Annotated in this window: 14 protein-coding genes; 5 read left to right on the forward strand and 9 right to left on the reverse strand. The window is 44.0% G+C overall.

All coding sequences use genetic code 11. From position 1 onward, the window contains the following. Positions 1–101 precede the first annotated feature (101 nt). Positions 102–998 (forward strand): LysR family transcriptional regulator, encoded by an 897-nt coding sequence (locus L4C44_RS07305; protein ID WP_428804727.1) that lies wholly within the window; start codon positions 102–104, stop codon positions 996–998. Positions 999–1,041: 43 nt separating this feature from the next. On the opposite strand, the gene L4C44_RS07310 is transcribed toward L4C44_RS07305, so the two are convergent. The 3 genes from L4C44_RS07310 to L4C44_RS07320 all read right to left on the reverse strand — a co-directional run bounded on the left by L4C44_RS07310 (position 1,042) and on the right by L4C44_RS07320 (position 6,587). After that, the gene (locus tag L4C44_RS07310; RefSeq protein WP_428804728.1) at positions 1,042–2,451 is read right to left on the reverse strand and encodes an arylsulfatase; all 1,410 of its coding nucleotides are present in this window, start codon (positions 2,449–2,451) and stop codon (positions 1,042–1,044) included. 244 nt (positions 2,452–2,695) lie between these two features. Further along, the gene (locus L4C44_RS07315) at positions 2,696–3,889 is read right to left on the reverse strand and encodes an acetate/propionate family kinase (RefSeq protein WP_048661156.1); all 1,194 of its coding nucleotides are present in this window, start codon (positions 3,887–3,889) and stop codon (positions 2,696–2,698) included. Positions 3,890–4,604: 715 nt separating this feature from the next. Then, positions 4,605–6,587, reverse strand: a complete 1,983-nt coding sequence (locus L4C44_RS07320; protein ID WP_476756264.1) for a DEAD/DEAH box helicase — start codon at positions 6,585–6,587, stop codon at positions 4,605–4,607. 392 nt (positions 6,588–6,979) lie between these two features. Here L4C44_RS07320 and rnb point away from each other — a divergent pair, with 392 nt between their 5' ends. Together rnb and L4C44_RS07330 are read left to right on the forward strand one after the other, a co-directional pair. Further along, positions 6,980–8,986 carry an exoribonuclease II gene (rnb, locus tag L4C44_RS07325; RefSeq protein ID WP_146490860.1) on the forward strand — a complete coding sequence of 669 codons (2,007 nt, stop codon included), beginning with the start codon at positions 6,980–6,982 and terminating at the stop codon, positions 8,984–8,986. A gap of 135 nt (positions 8,987–9,121) precedes the next feature. After that, complete coding sequence (locus L4C44_RS07330) at positions 9,122–9,952, forward strand: helix-turn-helix domain-containing protein (RefSeq protein ID WP_146490861.1); 831 nt, start codon at positions 9,122–9,124, stop codon at positions 9,950–9,952. Positions 9,953–10,037: 85 nt separating this feature from the next. On the opposite strand, the gene L4C44_RS07335 is transcribed toward L4C44_RS07330, so the two are convergent. After that, complete coding sequence (locus L4C44_RS07335; protein ID WP_146490862.1) at positions 10,038–10,400, reverse strand: DUF3024 domain-containing protein; 363 nt, start codon at positions 10,398–10,400, stop codon at positions 10,038–10,040. A 253-nt stretch (positions 10,401–10,653) separates the two neighbouring features. Here L4C44_RS07335 and L4C44_RS07340 point away from each other — a divergent pair, with 253 nt between their 5' ends. Continuing rightward, positions 10,654–11,469: a phosphate ABC transporter substrate-binding protein gene (locus L4C44_RS07340; protein WP_428804729.1), complete on the forward strand. Its 816-nt coding sequence runs from the start codon at positions 10,654–10,656 to the stop codon at positions 11,467–11,469. A gap of 76 nt (positions 11,470–11,545) precedes the next feature. On the opposite strand, the gene L4C44_RS07345 is transcribed toward L4C44_RS07340, so the two are convergent. From L4C44_RS07345 to L4C44_RS07355, 3 genes are all read right to left on the reverse strand, one after another. Next, positions 11,546–12,232, reverse strand: coding sequence for a MaoC family dehydratase (locus tag L4C44_RS07345; RefSeq protein WP_285953738.1), 687 nt, complete (start codon positions 12,230–12,232; stop codon positions 11,546–11,548). Positions 12,233–12,565: 333 nt separating this feature from the next. After that, positions 12,566–15,718 (reverse strand): efflux RND transporter permease subunit, encoded by a 3,153-nt coding sequence (locus L4C44_RS07350; RefSeq protein ID WP_285953739.1) that lies wholly within the window; start codon positions 15,716–15,718, stop codon positions 12,566–12,568. Between the two features lie 11 nt (positions 15,719–15,729). Beyond that, on the reverse strand, positions 15,730–16,866 hold the full coding sequence (locus L4C44_RS07355; RefSeq protein ID WP_146490866.1) for an efflux RND transporter periplasmic adaptor subunit: 1,137 nt from the start codon (positions 16,864–16,866) through the stop codon (positions 15,730–15,732). Between the two features lie 259 nt (positions 16,867–17,125). On the opposite strand from L4C44_RS07355, the gene L4C44_RS07360 reads away from it, so the two are divergent. Beyond that, a complete protein-coding gene (locus L4C44_RS07360; RefSeq protein WP_004737813.1) occupies positions 17,126–17,569 on the forward strand; it encodes a dCMP deaminase family protein in 444 nt (147 codons plus the stop codon). Positions 17,570–17,683: 114 nt separating this feature from the next. Here the strand turns inward: L4C44_RS07360 and L4C44_RS07365 are convergent, their stop codons facing one another. Further along, positions 17,684–18,526, reverse strand: a complete 843-nt coding sequence (locus L4C44_RS07365; protein ID WP_372384874.1) for a mechanosensitive ion channel family protein — start codon at positions 18,524–18,526, stop codon at positions 17,684–17,686. Positions 18,527–18,662: 136 nt separating this feature from the next. After that, the gene (locus tag L4C44_RS07370) at positions 18,663–19,130 is read right to left on the reverse strand and encodes a DM13 domain-containing protein (protein WP_428804730.1); all 468 of its coding nucleotides are present in this window, start codon (positions 19,128–19,130) and stop codon (positions 18,663–18,665) included. Between the last annotated feature and the right edge of the window lie 23 nt (positions 19,131–19,153).

A 19,153-nucleotide genomic window follows, 5' to 3' on the forward strand; every position in this document is an offset into this window, starting at 1 on the left:
GGCCTTATTCGATCAATACTGCCTATAATTGACGTACGATAATCTCTGATATTTAAGATGGCTGTAAAATACCAACCATCACTTTTACTTGTTGAGCTATCATGCTGAGTATCAATTTTGATCTAAACCTAATCCGAGTGTTCCTGACTATCGCTGAAACTCAAAACATCAGTGCAGCAGCAAAACGATTAGGGAAAACACCCAGTGCCTTATCAAAAAGCTTACAAAAGCTACGCGATGAAACGGGCGATCAACTGTTTATCCGCAAATCCTCCGGCCTCTCACCAACACCGTATGCGGTGATGCTAGAACGAAAGCTCAAAGCGGTACGAAGTGATATTCAAATAGCCTTTGCCAATGAGAAATTTGAGCCTAAAGATTTTCAGGGTGAGATCGTGATTGCTATAAATGCGGCTCTACAAGACATTTTTCAACCACACTTAATGCAAATGTTGGCATCTCACGCCCCTAAAGCAACCTTCAGTTTCATTAATCGCCAAGCGTCAACTTATCAAGACTTACTTGCTGAAAAAGTGCACGTTGCAGTTGGTTTTTGGAGTGATGTTTGCTCAAAGGAAATCAAACAAAAGGTGATTGGTGAGAACCGATTTTCTTTGTATGCAAGAAAAGAGCACCCTGCGACCACCCTAGAAGAAGCGTTACGTTCCCCATTAGCCATACTACGTGTCAATGGCTGGAACTCGGAATACATTAACTTCTCTCAGCACTTAACGCGTGAAGGTCTTGCCCATCATGTTCAATATAAGTTTGAAGATCTTAACGCTTTCTTAAGCTGCATAGAAAATACCAATTGCGTAACCCCACTTCCATACTTTCCGAAATTAGAAGAGTTTAAGCGCTTCGCTCTTGATAAGTTCGAATGCGACATCAAACTCGTTGCTTGCCACCCGTCAAGCCACCGCGATGCAGCACTTAATCAATGGTTAGTTAAAACCATTGAGAAAGCGTACAAAGCAAACATAGAGTTAACAAAATAAACACAAAAAGGGAGTAAACTCCCTTAAATATATTTGTTATTCGCTAGTCGTAACCCTGAAATTCTTCACCTGGCTGAATGTTTCGGTATCGATGCATGCTGGCCTTTAAATCTGCGATTCTTTTCATGACCGGATCAAATATCCACGTATGTGAGTAACCCTCGTTACCTAGTAATTCATAGGCTTCTTTAGGGTCGTTTTTAATATCAAAGACTTGTGGGAAAGTGAACTTCTCTATTCGAGAGTGCGTTGATTCTGCCGCCATAAAGTGCATTTTGAAGTTTCGCCACTTAACAGCAAACAACTCATCACCGACAAAAACAACAAAGTGATCACGATTAGATTTCGGTTTACCTAAGAAGAAGTCCTTCTGGTCAACACCATCAATTGGTCGGTCTTTTGGTACTAGATCCGCAGCTCCGGCAAAGCTTGCAATCGTTGTGTACATATCAATATCACCAACGATCTCATCAGAGACACGACCAGCTTCGATTTTGCCTGGGAATCGAATCATAGCTGGAGTTCGTAATCCTCCCTCATAAGCCGTACTTAAACCACCCCGCCATGGACCATTTGAACCACCTCCTCCGATTTCACCTGCAGCAAGCGCAGATCCCTGCGGAAAGTTACCAGCACCATTGTCACCACTCAAAATAACAAGGGTATTCTCCTCAATACCAGCTTTTCTAATTGCATCTAAAATTAGGCCTATGTTGTAATCCACCTCCATCTGAGTATCAGCATAGATGCCCGCTTTAGATTTGTTCTTAAAGTCATCATGTACTGTAAATGGGGGATGGAAATGTGTGAAACCCACGTAGGTAAAGAATGGCTTACCTGACTTCGCCTTCTCTTGAATATGGGCAATAGAGCGTTCAGTAATCTCTCTATCTAATATCACCTTCGCTGGAATATCGAAAAGTTTAACCTTGTCAGCAGGTTTTCCTTTTACCCCCTCCCAAATATAAGGTGTTTCAGCGACTTCAGGATCCCATTGGGGGGTTGAGGTATAAGATGCTGCGTTAGTCCCTTCATTCGTTCCCCAGAAGTAGTCATAGCCTTGATAATTTGGAAGTTTTTCAATACTAGCACCGACATGCCACTTACCAAATAATGCCGTACTGTAGCCAGCGTCAGAAAGAAGTTCTGGTAGTGTATATTCCCATTGTGCAAGGCCGTCAGGTTCCCCTGGAGCAGGCACTTTTTGATTCCCCGTCCGGATCGGCAATCGACCTGTATGCAGCGCAGAGCGAGTTGGAGTACATTGGTTCTGTACATTAAAGTTGGTTAGCCTAAGACCTTCTTTAGCAAAGTCATCTATGGTTGGCGTCTGTATTGTACTTCCCTGCACACTTAAATCACCCCATCCCCAGTTATCAACCAGTAGATAAACAATATTCGGCTTTTCCGCAGCCGTAGTGGCGCTAGATAACGATATTGCACTTACTAACAAAACTTGTTTAAACATTTTCCTCTCCATTTAAGTCCATTTAAATCAAAAGTTTGGGCAGTATCCACTTACTTATAAACGCCCTTATTTATATATACACGCAATATCATAAACTGGCCACTTTCGATGCACTGGTTGATCGCCGCAACATCACCAAGGTTGCTATACCCAAATCATAGCAACAAAAAAGCGAGCCACATGGGCTCGCTTTTGAATTTTTATGCTTTTGCTTAAGCAGTTACTCAGATTACAAAAGTTCTACCGACTGTTGAGCAATCACGAACTCTTCATTGGTTGGGATAACCATTGCTACTGCGTCTAACATTTCAGACTTACCGATGATGCCTTCTGCACCAAAGCGAGCCGATTCGTTACCCGCTACATCTTCAACGAAACCAAGAATCTTAAGGTTGTTTAGGATTTCACGACGAATTGGTAGAGAGTTCTCACCGATACCACCAGTAAAAATGATGCCGTCTAAAGAATCTAACGTTGCAAGGTAAGAAGCAATGTACTTTGATACGCGGTAAGTAAACACCTCAAATGCAAGCTTAGCGCCTTCATGGCCCTCTTCCATTGCCTCTAAAATGCCACGAGCATCGCTCGTAAGGCCAGACACGCCAAGGAAACCAGACTCCTTGTTTAGAGAGTTGAAGACTTGCTCTTGTGACCAACCTTTCTTGAGTAGATACTCGATGATGCCTGGATCCAAGTCACCACAACGTGTGCCCATCATAAGGCCAGAAAGTGGAGTGAAACCCATAGAAGTATCAACACTGTTACCGTCTTTGATTGCACATACAGACGCGCCGTTACCTAGGTGAACAGAGATGAAGCTCGCCTCTTCGACTGGCTTGTTTACCATCTTCGCAGCTTCACGGCTAACGAAGTAGTGGCTCGTACCGTGGAAACCGTAGCGACGTACGCCGAAGTCTGTATATAGCTCTTTTGCGATTGCACCAGTGAATGCACGTTGTGGCATCGTTTGGTGGAAAGCCGTATCAAATACAGCAAATTGAGGTAGAGAAGGGAAAGCTTCAATCGCAGCACGGATGCCAATGGCACCGGCAGGGTTATGAAGTGGAGCTAGGTCAGATAGGCTTTCAATTTCGTTCGTTACTTCTTCAGTAATACGAACGGTTTGAGTGAACTTCTCACCGCCGTGAACGATACGGTGACCGATAGCAACGATATCAGCAGTGAAGCCTAGATCTTCCATCAGGCCAACTAGTTTGCCAATGGCAATTTTGTGGTGGTTATCCTCACCTTGAATGGCAATTTCAGTTTTCTCGCCTTGATATTTCCAGCTCATGCGAGCATCTTCAAGACCAAAACACTCCCCTAGGCCACTCAATACTGCTTCACCAGAAACAGAATCAATGACAGCAAATTTTAGGGATGAACTACCCGAGTTAATAACCAGAACAAACGAATTAGACATTGGATATGGATCCTGTTTCAGTACGAATTGGATGAAGTATTTACTTCAATTTTAGTTAAGCCCATTATTCAATAATTTTTGAATCTTTCAACTTTTGTTTTGGAAAAATCACTAAATGAACACAATTAAGTTGATCTTAGTCATCAAACCATTTATTTCGAGAGCGAAATTAAAAAATAGTTGAATAAGAAAGTTAGCGAACAAGTAACGCAAACGAGTGCTCACGTTATTTTTAACTTGATTGAGTTAATTAGAGCGACTCGAATAAATGTAGGTAATACGCCTAGAAAACAACCACCCCTTCCCTTTCGCCTTCTTAGCATTACCGACAACTTCTTACTCGAAATCTCAATTTCTCAGTGTTTACATCAAAAAGATCACAGGTGTGTTGAGAATAATGAACGACAGAGCCGATCTTCTTTTGATTGCCTTCGAGCACAACGGTTCGAATATGCGCATGTAACGTCGCTTAGATAGCCTTCACTCTTTGTTTCGGCATCTTGTAGCACATTCTTTTGGTAAAGGCTTAGAACGCGATACAGCTAATTTATTGGCACTCAGATAAGTTATAGGCGTAAAGCTTAGTTGAAGTAAGCTGACTACGTATATCGAGCCAACAAAGGCTTAAGTTCAAATAGCAGGCACAAAAAAGCCGAGCATTACGCTCGGCTTTGAAATTCAGTGTCTAGACTAAAGAGTCTAAGCGACAGGTTGATTAACCTTCGTTGCGCTCTGGACGACGACCACGGTTACCACCGCCATTGCCGTTACCATGACCACGTTCGCCACGGAAGTTACCACGGTGATCGCCACCACGGTTACGGTCGAAACGACGTTCGCCATCACGTCCGCCAGCAGAGTTACCATCGCGAGCACCATCACGGTTGCCACGGTATCCACCACGACCGCCTTCACGGTTACCACCTTCGCGGTTACCATCACGGTTACCACGGTAGCCGCCACCATCACGACCGCCACGACCGCCGCCACGGTTGCCATCACGACCGCCGCCGCCACGACGAGGCTCACGGAAGTCGTTGAAATCAACAACAACAGCGCCAGCTTCTTTTTGACGAATACGTAGTTTGCTCAGCTTACCAGCAGTTTCAGAGTTCATTGCTTTTGGCAGTTGAACGTAAGTAGAACCTTGGTCTAGCTTGATTGCACCGATAGAACCTTTAGTTAGGCCAAGTTCGTTTGCTAGTGCGCCAACGATGTCTTTAACCTGAACGCCTTGCTCACGGCCAACTTGTAGTTGGTAAGTATCCCAATCTTGAGTATTGAAGTTGCGACCACCACCGTCACGGCCGTTGTCACGATCTTCACGACGCTCTTTACGACGGTTCTTATCGCGCTCAATAGCAGCGATCATTGGGTCTTCACCAACGTAGAATAGTGGGCTCTTACCTTGCTGACGCTTAAGAAGCATTGCAGCTAAAGTAGCAGCATCAACTTCTAGAGACTCTTGAAGAGTAGAGATAAGACCTGCAAAGTTTTCTAGTGCTTTGCTTTCTTTCTCAGTTTCAAGTTCAGCGCCAAGCTTAGCAACACGTGCAGCAGCAACTTGGTCACGTAGAGGAAGTTGGATTTCTTCCATAGATGACTTAGTTACGCGCTCGATTGTGCGCAGCATGCGAATTTGGTTAGTGCGAACTAATAGGATCGCTTTACCTTTACGTCCAGCACGGCCAGTACGGCCAATACGGTGGATGTAAGATTCAACATCGAATGGGATGTCGTAGTTAAATACGTGAGTGATACGTGGAACATCAAGACCACGAGCTACAACGTCAGTTGCAACTAGGATGTCGATAACACCTTGTTTGATGTGGTCAACAGTACGCTCACGTAGAGACTGAGGAATATCACCGTGCAGTGCAGCAGCTTTGAAGCCACGTGCAGATAGCCAATCAGCTAGACGCTCAGTGTCTTGACGAGTACGTACGAATACGATTGACGCGTCAGTTTCTTCAGTTTCTAGAAGACGAGACATTGCTTCGTCTTTTTCTACGCCTTTAACAACCCAGAAGTTCTGCGCTACTTTATCAACTGTGTGGTTAGTACCAGCAACGTCAACTTTAGCCGGGTTACGTAGGTAACGGTCAACAATAGTCTTAACCATTGGAGGCATAGTTGCAGAGAAAAGTACACGTTGTGCAGATTCTGGAGCTTGCTCTAGGATCCAAGTAACGTCATCTACGAAGCCCATTTTTAGCATTTCATCTGCTTCATCAAGAACAAATGTGTGTGCTTCATCTAGGTGTAGACGGTCACGAGTTAGTAAGTCTTTAACACGACCTGGAGTACCAACAACAATGTGAGCACCACGGCTTAGAGCACGCATTTGGTCAACAATTGAAGCACCACCGTAGATTTCAATAACTTTAAGACCTTTGATGTCACGGCCAAGGTTTTTGATTTCCGCAGCAACTTGAATCGCTAGCTCACGAGTAGGAGCCATGATGATTGCTTGTGGTTTGTGTTGGTTTAGGTTGATTTTGTTAAGTAAAGGCAGAGAGAATGCTGCTGTTTTACCAGTACCAGTCTGTGCTTTACCTAGTGCGTCACGGCCTTCAAGAAGAAGAGGAATAGCTGCTGCTTGGATTGGAGTTGGAGAAACGAAACCCATGCTATCAAGAGCTGAAAGAATGTTATCGTTTAGGGCTAATTCATTAAATTGAATTACAGATTCGGACATTGGGATCCCACTATATATAAGTAAACAAAAGGTCCCGGGAGCTCTATCAATTCCAATACTGATCCAATCAGATACTGATTCCATTCAGAGTTACGAAGCAGTAATAAAACACTTCAAGCCATTAGGGACGTCTAAGGGAGGCGGATTATTCCCTAAATGCATAAAAAAAGCCAGAAAAAATTGAAATACATCACATATTTTTCGGTTTTCCATCAATACTGGCTATCATATCGTCAAAACTTGATGAATATCTCGTCAGGGCGATAGAGTTCGACCAAATTGATAGAGTTAAATAAGAGGGTAATTAATTTACGCTCACTTCGGCTTTAAGTAGTAATCGTGCCTCGCAATGATTATAGTGTGCTCAATTGTTCTCGTTAGATAAAAGTCAAATGTTTCAAGATAATCCTCTACTCGCTCAACTCAAGCAGCAAATCCAAGAAACCCTCCCTAAAAAGGAAGGCACTATCAAAGCCACTGAAAAAGGTTTTGGTTTTCTCGAAGTTGATAGCAAAACAAGCTTCTTTATCCCGCCTCCGTACATGAAGAAATGTGTGCACGGTGACAAGGTGATTGCCATCATTCGCACAGAGAAAGAGCGCGAAGTAGCAGAACCTGAGGAATTGATTGAACAAGGCCTTACTCGCTTTATTGCGCGAGTTAAGCTTTTCAAAGGCCGCTTGAACGTTGTTCCTGATCACCCGCAGCTAAAAAAACTGCAACTTAAAGCGAAAGCAAAGAAGGGTCTAAATCCTGAAACGCTTAAAGAAGGTGATTGGGTTGTTGCTCATATCGTTCAGCACCCATTAAAAGGTGACAATGGCTTCTTGGCTCAGATCTCTGAGAAAATCACAGACGCTGACGACAAGATTGCACCTTGGTGGGTAACGCTGGCACAAAACGACCTACCAAACAGCGAACCTGAAGGCATCGACAACTGGCTAATCAACGACGACGCCGATCTTGAACGTGTAGACATGACACACATCCCGTTTGTGACTATCGATGGCGAAAGCACAAAAGATATGGATGATGCGCTTTACGCGAAGAAAAAAGAGAACGGTGATTTTGAACTGACAATCGCAATTGCTGATCCAACGGCTTACATCTCTCCAGATGACGCGATGGATAAAGTGGCTCGCGAGCGCGGTTTCACAATCTACCTTCCTGGCCGTAACATCCCAATGTTACCTCGTGATCTTGCTGACAACCTATGTTCACTGATCGAAAATGAAGTTCGCCCTGCTCTTTGCTGCACAGTAACGGTATCTAAAGATGGCGTTATCGGCGACGACATCAACTTCTTCGCTGCAAACATCAAATCTCATGCTCGTCTTGCTTACGACAATGTATCTGACTGGCTAGAAACGGGTGCATCAGAGAAGTGGCAACCATCTGAAGAGATCGCTGCGATTGTTTCTGATCTTCACCAATTCGCTCAAGCACGTTCAGCATGGCGCTCAGCAAACGCTGTTGTGTTCCCAGATCGCCCTGACTACCGCTTTGAACTTAGCGAAGATAACGATGTTGTTGCTATTCACGCAGATATGCGTCGTAGCGCAAACAAGCTAGTAGAAGAGTCTATGATCAGCGCGAACATCTGTGCGGGCCGAGTACTAAAAGAAAACTTCAACCAAGGTGTGTTTAACTGCCACTCTGGTTTCAAGGCTGAGAAAGTCTCTGACGTTCTTGAACTGGTAAACCCGCAAGCAGAAACACCGTTCACTGAAGAGCAGATCGTTTCTCTAGAAGGTTTTGCTACTCTACGTCGTTGGTTAGGTTCTTTAGACAACAGCTACTACGACAACCGTATTCGTAAGTTCCAAGCGTACAGCGAAATCAGCAATGAGCCTGCGCCACACTACGCGATGGGTTTAGATATTTACGCAACGTGGACTTCTCCAATTCGTAAATACGGCGACATGATTAACCACCGTATGCTGAAAGCGCATATCTTAGGTAAAGCACCAATTCAAACACCAGATGAAACCATTGGTGATGAACTTGCCCTTCACCGTCGCCACCACGGCATGGCTGAGCGTAATGTTGGCGATTGGTTGTATGCTCGCACTCTAGCAAATGCTCCAGCAGAAGAAACTCGCTTCCAAGCAGAGATTTTCGATATTAACCGTGCAGGTATGCGTGTGCGTCTACTTGAAAATGGAGCTGCTGCATTTATCCCTGGATCTCTCATTCTTGATAATAAAGAAAGAATAGAGTGCAACGGTGATATGGGTACTGTATCTATCGATAAAGAAATGGTATACAAACTAGGAGACGTTTTAGAAGTAGTTCTCTCCGAAGTTAATCAGGAAAACCGTAACTTAGTAGCTAAACCTACTCAAGTATTTGCGGACTTGCCTAGCGAGCCTGAAACAACAAACGAAACCGAAGCTTAGACCTTACAAGGCTAAAAGCCTCAAAGGTTCACTTCTAAAGGCGCTATTAATTAGCGCCTTTTTTGTAAATGTCTCATGCTTAAACAATACTTAAAAAAAATAAGCAATCAATTTACAACGTCAAAGAAGCGAACTATGTCATCAATCACTGTTACCCAATTTAGAAACTTCATACCTAGGAAGCGAGAACGTTACCCCGCCTCTAAAAACGGTATTTTCATAGTATCAAAGGGCAGCATTTCTTTCGTGTTACCCAATGGCACTGAAGCCTCGTTACAAGCGGGGGATTTTACGATCTACAATTCAGGACAGATTAAAGACATCACGGTTAACACCGAAAATGGTGAATTTAGCGCAACCTGTGTAGATTTCGATCTGACCATTTTCCAGAAATTCATCAATAATTTCAGCGATTTAGAATCCACTCGAATCCCAGACAAGTACATTAAGTTCAATCAAACTGACACCGAAATCTGTCAACTAAAAGGACTCATCATATCGCTTGCAAATTCATCAACTAAGAATGACTACGCACTCACTCAATTAGGCTTAGGCTTGCTTTCTCTGATGGTGGAACAGCACCCTGCTCTATTGGTTATCATTGCCCGAGCTTCAAGGTTGACCGTGACACAAAAGGTTATCCATTACATTGAACAGAACATAGAAAATAATATCTCACTCGATACTCTAGCCAGCTATATGGGGATGTCACCAGCCACACTTAAACGCCGTTTATCGGCCGAAGATCTTTCCTTTTCAAATCTATTAAAGATCAAGCGAATCGCCCACGCGGCCACTCAGCTCAGAACATCGAATAAATCTATCACTCAAATTGCTTATGAATCTGGCTTTAAAAGCGCGGCTCACTTCAGCACTGCTTTTAAGACGTATCACGGCAAGGCACCCAAAGACTTCCGTTCGTTAGTCGCACAAGCTCAAACACAAGGCTTAAAGACTCAAATTTAAACATATTGAAGAAAGTATTGAGTGGAAGGTGGTTTAACAAGTTAACTCTGGGGTTACGCCACCCGCAATTGCCGGAACCCATTGGTTATGACCAGAAGTATGATTTAGGATCTTTTTCTATCTCAGCCAGAATTGCATCAAGATCCTTCGATTTAGGAAGGTAGGGATAAGGTCCCCAATTCACGGAATCAGTTTCAGCATCGCCTTCAAGCGGCACCATCACCAACCAACAAGATAACGATTCATCAAAGGTCACGCAGGCAATCTCGTTTGTATAATCACTGTGAGATGAGTCGAGTAGATAATGCGCCTGAGAAAACAGCACTCCCCCCTCACACTCTTCATATAGGGATTTGCCTAACTCGACAGGTAAACTGCTATTCCGAGATGTACAGAGCCTCTCAGCCCCAATTAAAAGACGATTCAGTTCGATATGAATGACGGACATAACACCCCTTGTAACTTCATAGAAACTTCTAAGTAGTAAATTCCTCTACCTAGCTTAGGACTCAACCAACATTTTAGCGAACAAGCGTAAACAAAATACCCGCATTGCTCCCAGAAACGAATCTTGCTTTCGTAAACCCCCACTAGCTTTCACCCATCAAGCTAACAACGACATATCGAGCATATAGAATTTCACAAAAATGTCATATAACCGACCTATCATAGCCGCAAATGTTATTAACTAGGAGTTGTTTATGTTACGAGTCGCGCTTGCCTCTCTTTTATCCTTAGCCCTGTCTTCTCACACTGCTTTTGCACAAGAAACCAATATTTCGGGCTCCACTTCTGTATCACGTGTGATGGATGTATTAGCTGAGGAGTACAACAAGACTCACCCTGATAACTATATTGCGGTTCAAGGCATTGGTTCTACAGCGGGTATTACCATGGTTAATAAAGGTGTGGCTGACATCGGTATGAGCTCGCGTTATTTAACCGACCGCGAGCAGGATGAGAAATTGAAGGTATTCCCAATTGCCTTTGACGGCCTAGCAGTCGTAACCAATCGTTCAAACAGTGTAAGCAACGTTACACGTGAACAGTTGTTCGATATCTACAAAGGCAAAATCACAAACTGGAAAGCAGTAGGCGGTGCGGATCAACCTATTGCAGTGGTGACTCGTGAAGCTTCTTCTGGTTCACGTTACAGCTTTGAGAGCTTGCTTGGTTTAACCCAAATCATTAACGACCGTCTAGTGTCGGACATCAACCCAAATAACTTGGTTGTAAACAGCAACAGCATGGTAAAGACGATTGTTAACCATAACCCGCATGCTATTGGTTTTATCTCAGTTGGTTCTATCGATCATTCGATCAAGGCAATCACATTTGAAGGCGTAGAGCCGACATCTAAGAACATTGCAAACCACAGCTATGAACTGGCTCGCCCATTCTTGTTGCTGCATAAGACAGACTCTGTTTCTGACGAGAGCAAAGACTTCATCAAGTTCGTGAAGTCGAAGCAAGGGCAAGATCTTATCGAAGAGTACGGTTACACTCGCATTAAATAAGTGAGATAGTTTTATCTTATGAAAACAAAAAGAGAGAGCATTAAGCTCTCTCTTTTTTGGAATCTATATGGTTCGTTTAAAAGTGAAGTTGAATCACCGAAACGATCACAGCGCCAGGACGACGAATACCTTCGATTTCTACGCGAATTTCGCGTTCAATCTCTAGCCCTTTCTTAATTGGCGTTACTTTTGTTAGCGTGCTTTTAGCTCGAACGTTACTGCCCGATTTAACAGGATATGGAAAACGCACTTGGTTAAGGCCAATGTTTACGACCATCTTCGCCGTTGGGAATTGAGACTTGTCAGGGTCGACACTGTCAGTCAATCTAGGAAGCAGAGATAAAGTTAAAAAACCATGTGCGATGGTTGTTTTGAACGGAGAGTCTGTTTCTGCTTTTTCAGGCTCGGTGTGAATCCACTGCATATCTTCAGTAACAAGACCAAACTGGTTGATACGGTCTTGGCTGACATTGATCCAGTCACCAGTATGGATAATTTCACCGATCTGCTGATTAAGCTCATCAAACACAAGCTGTGCTTCTGGCTTTAACACGATAGGTTGTTCTACTGGCATTTCTGGTGCATCTTCATTTACAGCAGGTTTGTGATGATCACGAACCCACGCAAAGAAATGGCTATTTTGCGTGCGATTTAGAAAGTCACCCCAGTAATCTCTAAGAGCTGGAGACATCCATTGCATAAACTCTGAGTGTTGCGAAGACATGCTATCGCCTCGGTGTTTAAATAAATCAATGACTTTCATAAGAACCTCAGTGCACAAAAAATTTCAATATAACTAGGTAATTTTGAAACACTTCACACTATTGTGCAAATGTTTTCGAGCATACACTCGTTAGCTGAACCTTGTTAATTCCATATTAAACAAAGACTTAATAATAAAACATCATTTTATTACAAAACCAAAATTAGAGTGTTAACTCTATCACATAATAAACATTTGATTATATAAATAGCGATTTTATTCATTAGTGGAATAAAGAAAGGCTTAGCGCAACGCTAAGCCTCAGTTTTTATAAGGAATTAATTTTCCAAGGGTTACTCTTGTAAGGGACTAATCATGCAAGACATTCAGTTCCTATTCGTCATCCAGTGGAATCAACTTGGTATTGCCACCGTGTGCCTTCTCACGCTTACGCTGTACGAATGCATAGAAGCCAGGGATTAGGAACGTACCCGCTAACAACACACATAGCAGACCACCAATCAGAGAAATACCCAGAGAGTTCTGGCTCACGTGACCTGCGCCCGCAGCGAAGATAAGTGGGAAGATACCCAATATGAATGACCAAGACGTCATGTTCACAGCACGGAAACGCAGCGTACCGCCCTTCACTGCTGCATCTTCGATTGGTGCGTCTTTCTCTTCACGTTCCACCTTAGCAAATTCCACAATCAAGATTGCATTCTTCGCGGCCAAGGCTATCAAGAGGACCAAACCAATTTGCGCATAGAGATTCAGTGGTGTGCCTGTCAGGTTCAACGCCAAGAAGGAGCCTAATGTTGCGACAGGTACCACTAGGATAATCGCAATCGGTATAGTCCAACTCTCGTATTGAGCCACCATGAACAAGTAGATGAAGATCAGCGCCAATGCGAACGCAAAGATCGCTTGGTTGCCTGCGAGTACTTCTTGGTAAGCCATACCTGTCCATTCGTACTGATACCCCTGAGGTAACACTTCAGCGGCTACACGTTCCATTGCAGCGATCGCATCACCACTTGAGTAACCCGGCGCTGGTTGGCCTTGAATCACGGCACTGCGGTACATGTTGTAACGCCATGCGACATCCGGTTCGAAGATCTGGTCGTAAGTCACCAATGTGCTTAACGGGATCATCTCGCCATTAGACGAACGCACGTGGAATCGTTGTAGGTCATCCATGCTGCTACGGTGTTCACTGTCAGCTTGCATGGTGACACGGAAGTTCTTACCAAACATGGTGAAATCATTCACATACAGAGAACCTAGGTTACCTTGTAATGTTTGGAAGATTTCCGACAACGGAATACCAAGTTGCTGCGCTTTCTCACGGTCAATGTCGACATAGTAGTGAGGTACATTGGCACGGAAGGTACTGAAGGTATGTGATATCTCAGGCTGTTTAGTGGCCTCAGCAATCACGTCATTCATAACCATCGCTAGATCAGTACGGCTACGACCTAATGTATCTTCTAGAACAAACTCAAATCCAGACGCTGCACCCATACCTGGTACTGCTGGAGGTCCCATTGCAAACACGATAGCTTGAGGTAGTTCAGTGGCTGCTCGGCCATTAATACGTTGCGAAATTGCTTGCGCAGAATGTTGACCATCCAGTGCGTTACGCATCTCCCAATCGTGGAGCTTGATGAACATCGACGCACCATTCGAAGCAGAAGCGCCCGTCATGAATGCATAGCCGTTAACCAGTGTTACACCGTCAACGCCAGGCTCTTGTTCAACCATCTCTAGCAACTGCTTCGTCACATCCTCGGTACGAGACAGTGAAGCCGCATCCGGAAGTTGAACGTTAACCAGTAAAATACCCTTATCTTCTTGAGGTACGAACGCCGTAGACGTGGTTTTCGCGAAGTAAGTTACCGCTGCTAGCGCCACAACGAAGAAGGTAAACAGCAGAACACCCTTTTTCACAAGGAAGCCTGCAATTTGACCGTATTTGTTGGTTACTGATTCAAGACCACGGTTAAACGCTTGGTACCAACGAGCCGTATTACCACCGCCCTGCTTAAGAACTAATGAACACAATGCAGGTGACAGTGTTAGAGCATTAATAGAAGAGATAACAACAGCGATACAGATAGTTAGAGCAAACTGACGATACATGATACCGGTAATACCTGGCAGCATAGCTACTGGAATGAATACCGCTAACAGTACCAACGTCGAAGTAACAATCGGACCCGTTACTTCCTTCATTGCGATAAGCGTTGCTTTACGCGGTGAGATCGTTGGGTCTTTGGCCATCGTGGTATCAACGTTTTCAATAACCAAGATCGCATCATCTACTACGATACCAATCGCCAATATCAAACCAAATAGAGTCACCGTGTTGATGGTAAAGCCTGTCATCTGCATGACCGCAAAAGTACCAATCAAAGATACAGGAATCGCAACCACCGGAATCAAAGTCGCACGCGCACTACCTAAGAACAGATACGTTACCGCGATAACCAGTAAGATCGCTTCAATTAGCGTTTTTACTACGCCTTTGATCGACTCTGCAACGAAGAGTGTCGTGTCATAACTCGCCTCATAAGCAACGCCTTCAGGGAAATTTTTGCCTAAATTATCCAGCATCGCCATCACCGCTTTACCACTTTCCAGCGCGTTAGCGTCTGATTGAAGTGACAACGTTACGATTGAAGCGTCTTGACCACGGTATTTACCATTGCCATCGTAGAACTTTTTACCAAGCTCAACGCGTGAAACGTCTTTTAAATAAACCGTTGAACCATCTTGGTTTGCACGAAGTACAACATTTTCAAACTCATCAGCCGTTTCTAGTCGGCCTTTGGTTACCAAGTTGAACTGCACTTCTTGTGCGTTGTTGTAAGGTGCTGCACCAATACGACCAGCCGCTACCTGAACGTTCTGTTCAGCCAAGGCGCGATTCACATCAGAGGTGGTTATATTGAGGTTAGCCATTTTCTCAGGGTCTAACCAAACACGCATCGCGTATTCGCCACCACCCAATACGTTAACTTCACTGATACCCTTTACACGGGCCAATTGGTCTTTAATGTTCAAGTTCACGTAGTTGATCAAGAATTGATCGTCATACTCTCCGTTCGGCGAGTAGAAGTTCAATACCATCAGCAAGTCAGGAGAACGCTTCTTGACCGTTACACCCACCATTCTTACTTCTTGTGGAAGTTTCGATTCGATCTGAGCAACACGGTTCTGCACGTTGACCTGAGCCATATCAGCATCAGTACCGACATCAAAGGTCACGTTAAGGTTGTATGAACCATCGTTAGCACTTTTAGAGGACATGTAGATCATATCTTCTACGCCGTTAACCGACGTTTCTATGGGGTCGGCTATCGCCTGCTCCACCACTTCAGCACTTGCGCCCGTATAGAATGCAGACACACTGACCGACGGTGGGCTAATTTTTGGATATTCAGCCACCGGCAAGATAGCGAGAGAAATCGCACCCGCCAGCGTTAATATGATGGATATAACAAGGGCAAACTTAGGCCTTTGAATAAAGAAACGACTCAACATAAATAGCCCCCTTACTCAGCTTGTTCTGCAGAAGGTTGAATGCGAACGGACATACCATTACGGACACGCTGTAAGCCTTGAGTGATGACTGCGTCGTTCTTCTCTAATCCAGAATGAACAATTACACCACCTTCAACCTGACGACCCATCTCGATGTTTCTGCGCTCAGCAACTGGTGCCGCTTCACCTTCAACCAGTACCATCACAAAGTCACCTTCTAGGTCGGTTTGTACTGCTCGGCGTGGGATAGTCACAACATCAATAGATTGCTTTTCACGTAGATCCACACGAACGTGTTGACCAGGAAGTAATCGTTGATTCGGATTATCAGCGATTGCGCGCATCGCGATCGTACCGGTATTGAGATTGATACGGTTACCCAAAAAATCGAGCTGACCTAGGTGTTCAAACGCTTCACCATTCTCAAGCATAATCTGAACTTCAACACCTGCAGAGTCGCTGCTGCCGTCACCTTCAATACGGTCCATACCCAGCTCAATACGCTCACGCTCACTAATGCTGAACGATGCATGAATTGGATCTAGGCTAACCAAAGTCGTCAATACACCTGAAGACGGTGAAACCAGATCACCTTTACTTACTTTAGTGTCACTGATTCTTCCAGAGAAAGGCGCGATAATTTTGGTATGAGAAAGTTGGACATTCGCGGCGTTTAACTGAGCTTGGCTGGCTTCAAGCTGTGCTTGAGAGCCTAATAAGTTTGCCGTTAATGCATCGAATTCTGATTGAGAAATACTGCCTTTCGGAAGTAGGTTTTTACCACGGTTAAAATCAAGCTCGGCTTTCTTAAGGTTCGCGTTTGCTTGAGCAACAGACGCTTTTGCGCTTGCAACTTCAGCTTCAAACGAAGATGGCTCAATGGAATATAGCAGCTGGCCCTTTTCGACCATTTGACCTTCATTGAAATGACGGCTTTGTAGATAGCCCGAAACTTGCGCTGTGATAGCCGTGTCTTCAACGGCTTCAATACGACCGATGTACGACTTACTTTGCTGGTGAGAAACAACGCTAACATCCTGTACAGCTACGAGAGGTAAAGGCGCTTGCTTAGCATTTTGAGCATCTTGCCCACATCCAGCAAGAATAAGAGAGCTTGCAAGAGCCGTAAGGATCAACTTTTTACGCATGGTTATACCGTCACTTATTAGTATTTGAACAGCATAAAATTTACGTAACACACTCGTTACCATTGTCCGAGGAATATCAATTATAACTAGTCAAAGTGTATCAATATGTTAATTGAAACCAAGTGCTTATAAAGTGATTACAAACACGCTACAATTCCTAAGTAAATCAACCTCTCAGCTTTTGTTCTCTATGGATATTGTCTAACATAATGTATTGTCAGACAGATAAGCATTCACATTTAATTGTTAAGGAATTCTCATGATTTCAAAATGGGCTAAACGTTTCTATCAAATGGCGGAATTGGTCGGTTCTTGGAGTAAAGATCCTTCAACTCAAGTCGGCGCCGTAATCACTAAGCACAACCGTATTGTTTCCGTTGGCTTTAATGGCTACCCACATGGCGTGTCTGATAGTGCGGATACTGATGACAGAGAGATGAAGTACCTAAAGACACTTCACGCTGAAGAAAATGCGATTCTATTCGCTAAGCGTGATTTGGACAGTTGTGAAATATGGGTAACCCACTTCCCTTGTCCGAACTGTGCAGCAAAAATCATTCAAACAGGAATTTCAGCAGTACATTGCCCAGAGCAAAGTGAAGATTTCCTTTCTCGCTGGGGTGATAAAATCAAAGTTAGCCAAGATATGTTTGAGCAAGCTGGCGTGCAAGTCGATTGGCTGCCACTCGCTGACCTAGATTAAGCTATTAGATAGCAAGAACAAAAAAGCCGAGAGTCGATATTATCGCTCTCGGCTTTCTTTTTTGGACTTATAGTTTGGACGCTGTAGCTTAGTCGCAATAGACCGATGAGCAAATTAAGAGCTCGTTGGAAACTCCTCCGCGTACGCTTCCATAAAGTCCTTGCGAATGTCTTGCTCTAAATGAATCGCTTTTTCGGTCGGGCAGAAGATCATAAAATGTACTTCTTGCTCACCCGTCGAACTGCTCGTGATATGGATGTGAGGCTCAGAACCAGGAAGGTCAACACCAGCGTGCTTTTCGATCACTCCGTTATAACGGCGGGCAACATCGATAAACTCTTCGCAATGCTCTTCAATTTTCACAATAAGACCCGGCACCATAGGGTATAGGTTTACAAAGTCTTTCACCGTCACAACAAAGTTATGGTAAACATAGCGCTTCATGAAGTTGAGGTTCTTTACCGGATAAGTGAAGAACATGCTATTGGGTAGCGTGGCAGTCTTGCCAGTGAAGTGATATTGCCCATGATACAAATCTATTTCTTGAATCACAGTCGCCATCAAATTGTGCTCAATCACCTCACCGCTGATTTTACCCACCTCAATCCAATCACCAATTCTAAATGAACGAGAACTCGCACGCTGAATAGAACCTGTGAAGCACAATATGATCTCTTTAGATGCGACGACTATAGCAACCGCTATGGCCGTAACTGACAGTGCAAACTCACTGATTTCGGATTTCCACAACACAAATAACGTCACAACAATAATCGCGAATGTGCCGTTTTTGGTTCGTGACATCCAGTTACGTTGGTCTTCGCTAAGGAAAGCAACATCACCTCTTATTTGAGACAAGGTGATTCGGCGAATGATCAAAATAATAGTGATAATCAACGCACTAAAAATAAACTTATGAGCGAGTAGGAAATCTATTACTTGCCACACTTTTTCCATTACTTAATCCTTAGCATTACAACAGTTAGCTTTACAACGATTAGCTTTACAAGAAAGCCGCTAATATCAGAGCTATGAAAAAGCGCTCAACTCCGGAGCGCTCGTGTTCATTCTGGTACCAGCCTAGCTAAGGCTATCATTTTATCTGGGCAGAAGTAATAAATTGGCCAAAAGTTTCACACCAAATCACAACGGTATTAAATCGATTAAGATCAATACCTTCAGGAAGCTCAACCATAAAACGGTCGAATGTTTTCACATCTCCAACTCTGAGTAACTCGTTCTTACTGTCATTAAAAGCTTGTTCGGTTTCAATAAACTTAGGCGAGAGGTAGACCTTGTAGTCTGGTCCCGGCGCCAGTTCGCCCTCAAAAGCAATCGCACTTTCAGATACAGAGACGATGCCTTCTCCCCAATGCAAGAAATCACTGTCTTCTCGGTCTTCGGTAAACTCACCTGTGTAGATAGCCTGCTGACTGATCGCTTCGACAGAACTTGAGGAAGGAGAATCAGGCTCAATCAAAATAGGTAGCGCATAAACACCAAGCCCAAAACCAACAGCACCCACGGCTAAGTGGGTGCAAAGTAAAACTAACTTTTTCATCGCGTACTCCCTTATGCTTAAAG

The sequence above is a fragment of the Vibrio satsumensis genome (genome assembly GCF_050337435.1).
In the GTDB taxonomy this organism is placed as follows: Bacteria; Pseudomonadota; Gammaproteobacteria; order Enterobacterales; family Vibrionaceae; genus Vibrio; species Vibrio satsumensis.

Bases quoted from the DNA above. Each gene is read 5' to 3' on its own strand.
- L4C44_RS07305 (WP_428804727.1), top strand. From the start codon at position 102: ATGCTGAGTATCAATTTTGATCTAAACCTAATCCGAGTGTTCCTGACT.
- L4C44_RS07315 (WP_048661156.1), bottom strand. From the start codon at position 3,889: ATGTCTAATTCGTTTGTTCTGGTTATTAACTCGGGTAGTTCATCCCTA.
- L4C44_RS07320 (WP_476756264.1), bottom strand. From the start codon at position 6,587: ATGTCCGAATCTGTAATTCAATTTAATGAATTAGCCCTAAACGATAAC.
- rnb (WP_146490860.1), top strand. From the start codon at position 6,980: ATGTTTCAAGATAATCCTCTACTCGCTCAACTCAAGCAGCAAATCCAA.
- L4C44_RS07330 (WP_146490861.1), top strand. From the start codon at position 9,122: ATGTCATCAATCACTGTTACCCAATTTAGAAACTTCATACCTAGGAAG.
- L4C44_RS07335 (WP_146490862.1), bottom strand. From the start codon at position 10,400: ATGTCCGTCATTCATATCGAACTGAATCGTCTTTTAATTGGGGCTGAG.
- L4C44_RS07340 (WP_428804729.1), top strand. From the start codon at position 10,654: ATGTTACGAGTCGCGCTTGCCTCTCTTTTATCCTTAGCCCTGTCTTCT.
- L4C44_RS07345 (WP_285953738.1), bottom strand. From the start codon at position 12,232: ATGAAAGTCATTGATTTATTTAAACACCGAGGCGATAGCATGTCTTCG.
- L4C44_RS07350 (WP_285953739.1), bottom strand. From the start codon at position 15,718: ATGTTGAGTCGTTTCTTTATTCAAAGGCCTAAGTTTGCCCTTGTTATA.
- L4C44_RS07355 (WP_146490866.1), bottom strand. From the start codon at position 16,866: ATGCGTAAAAAGTTGATCCTTACGGCTCTTGCAAGCTCTCTTATTCTT.
- L4C44_RS07360 (WP_004737813.1), top strand. From the start codon at position 17,126: ATGATTTCAAAATGGGCTAAACGTTTCTATCAAATGGCGGAATTGGTC.
- L4C44_RS07365 (WP_372384874.1), bottom strand. From the start codon at position 18,526: ATGGAAAAAGTGTGGCAAGTAATAGATTTCCTACTCGCTCATAAGTTT.
- L4C44_RS07370 (WP_428804730.1), bottom strand. From the start codon at position 19,130: ATGAAAAAGTTAGTTTTACTTTGCACCCACTTAGCCGTGGGTGCTGTT.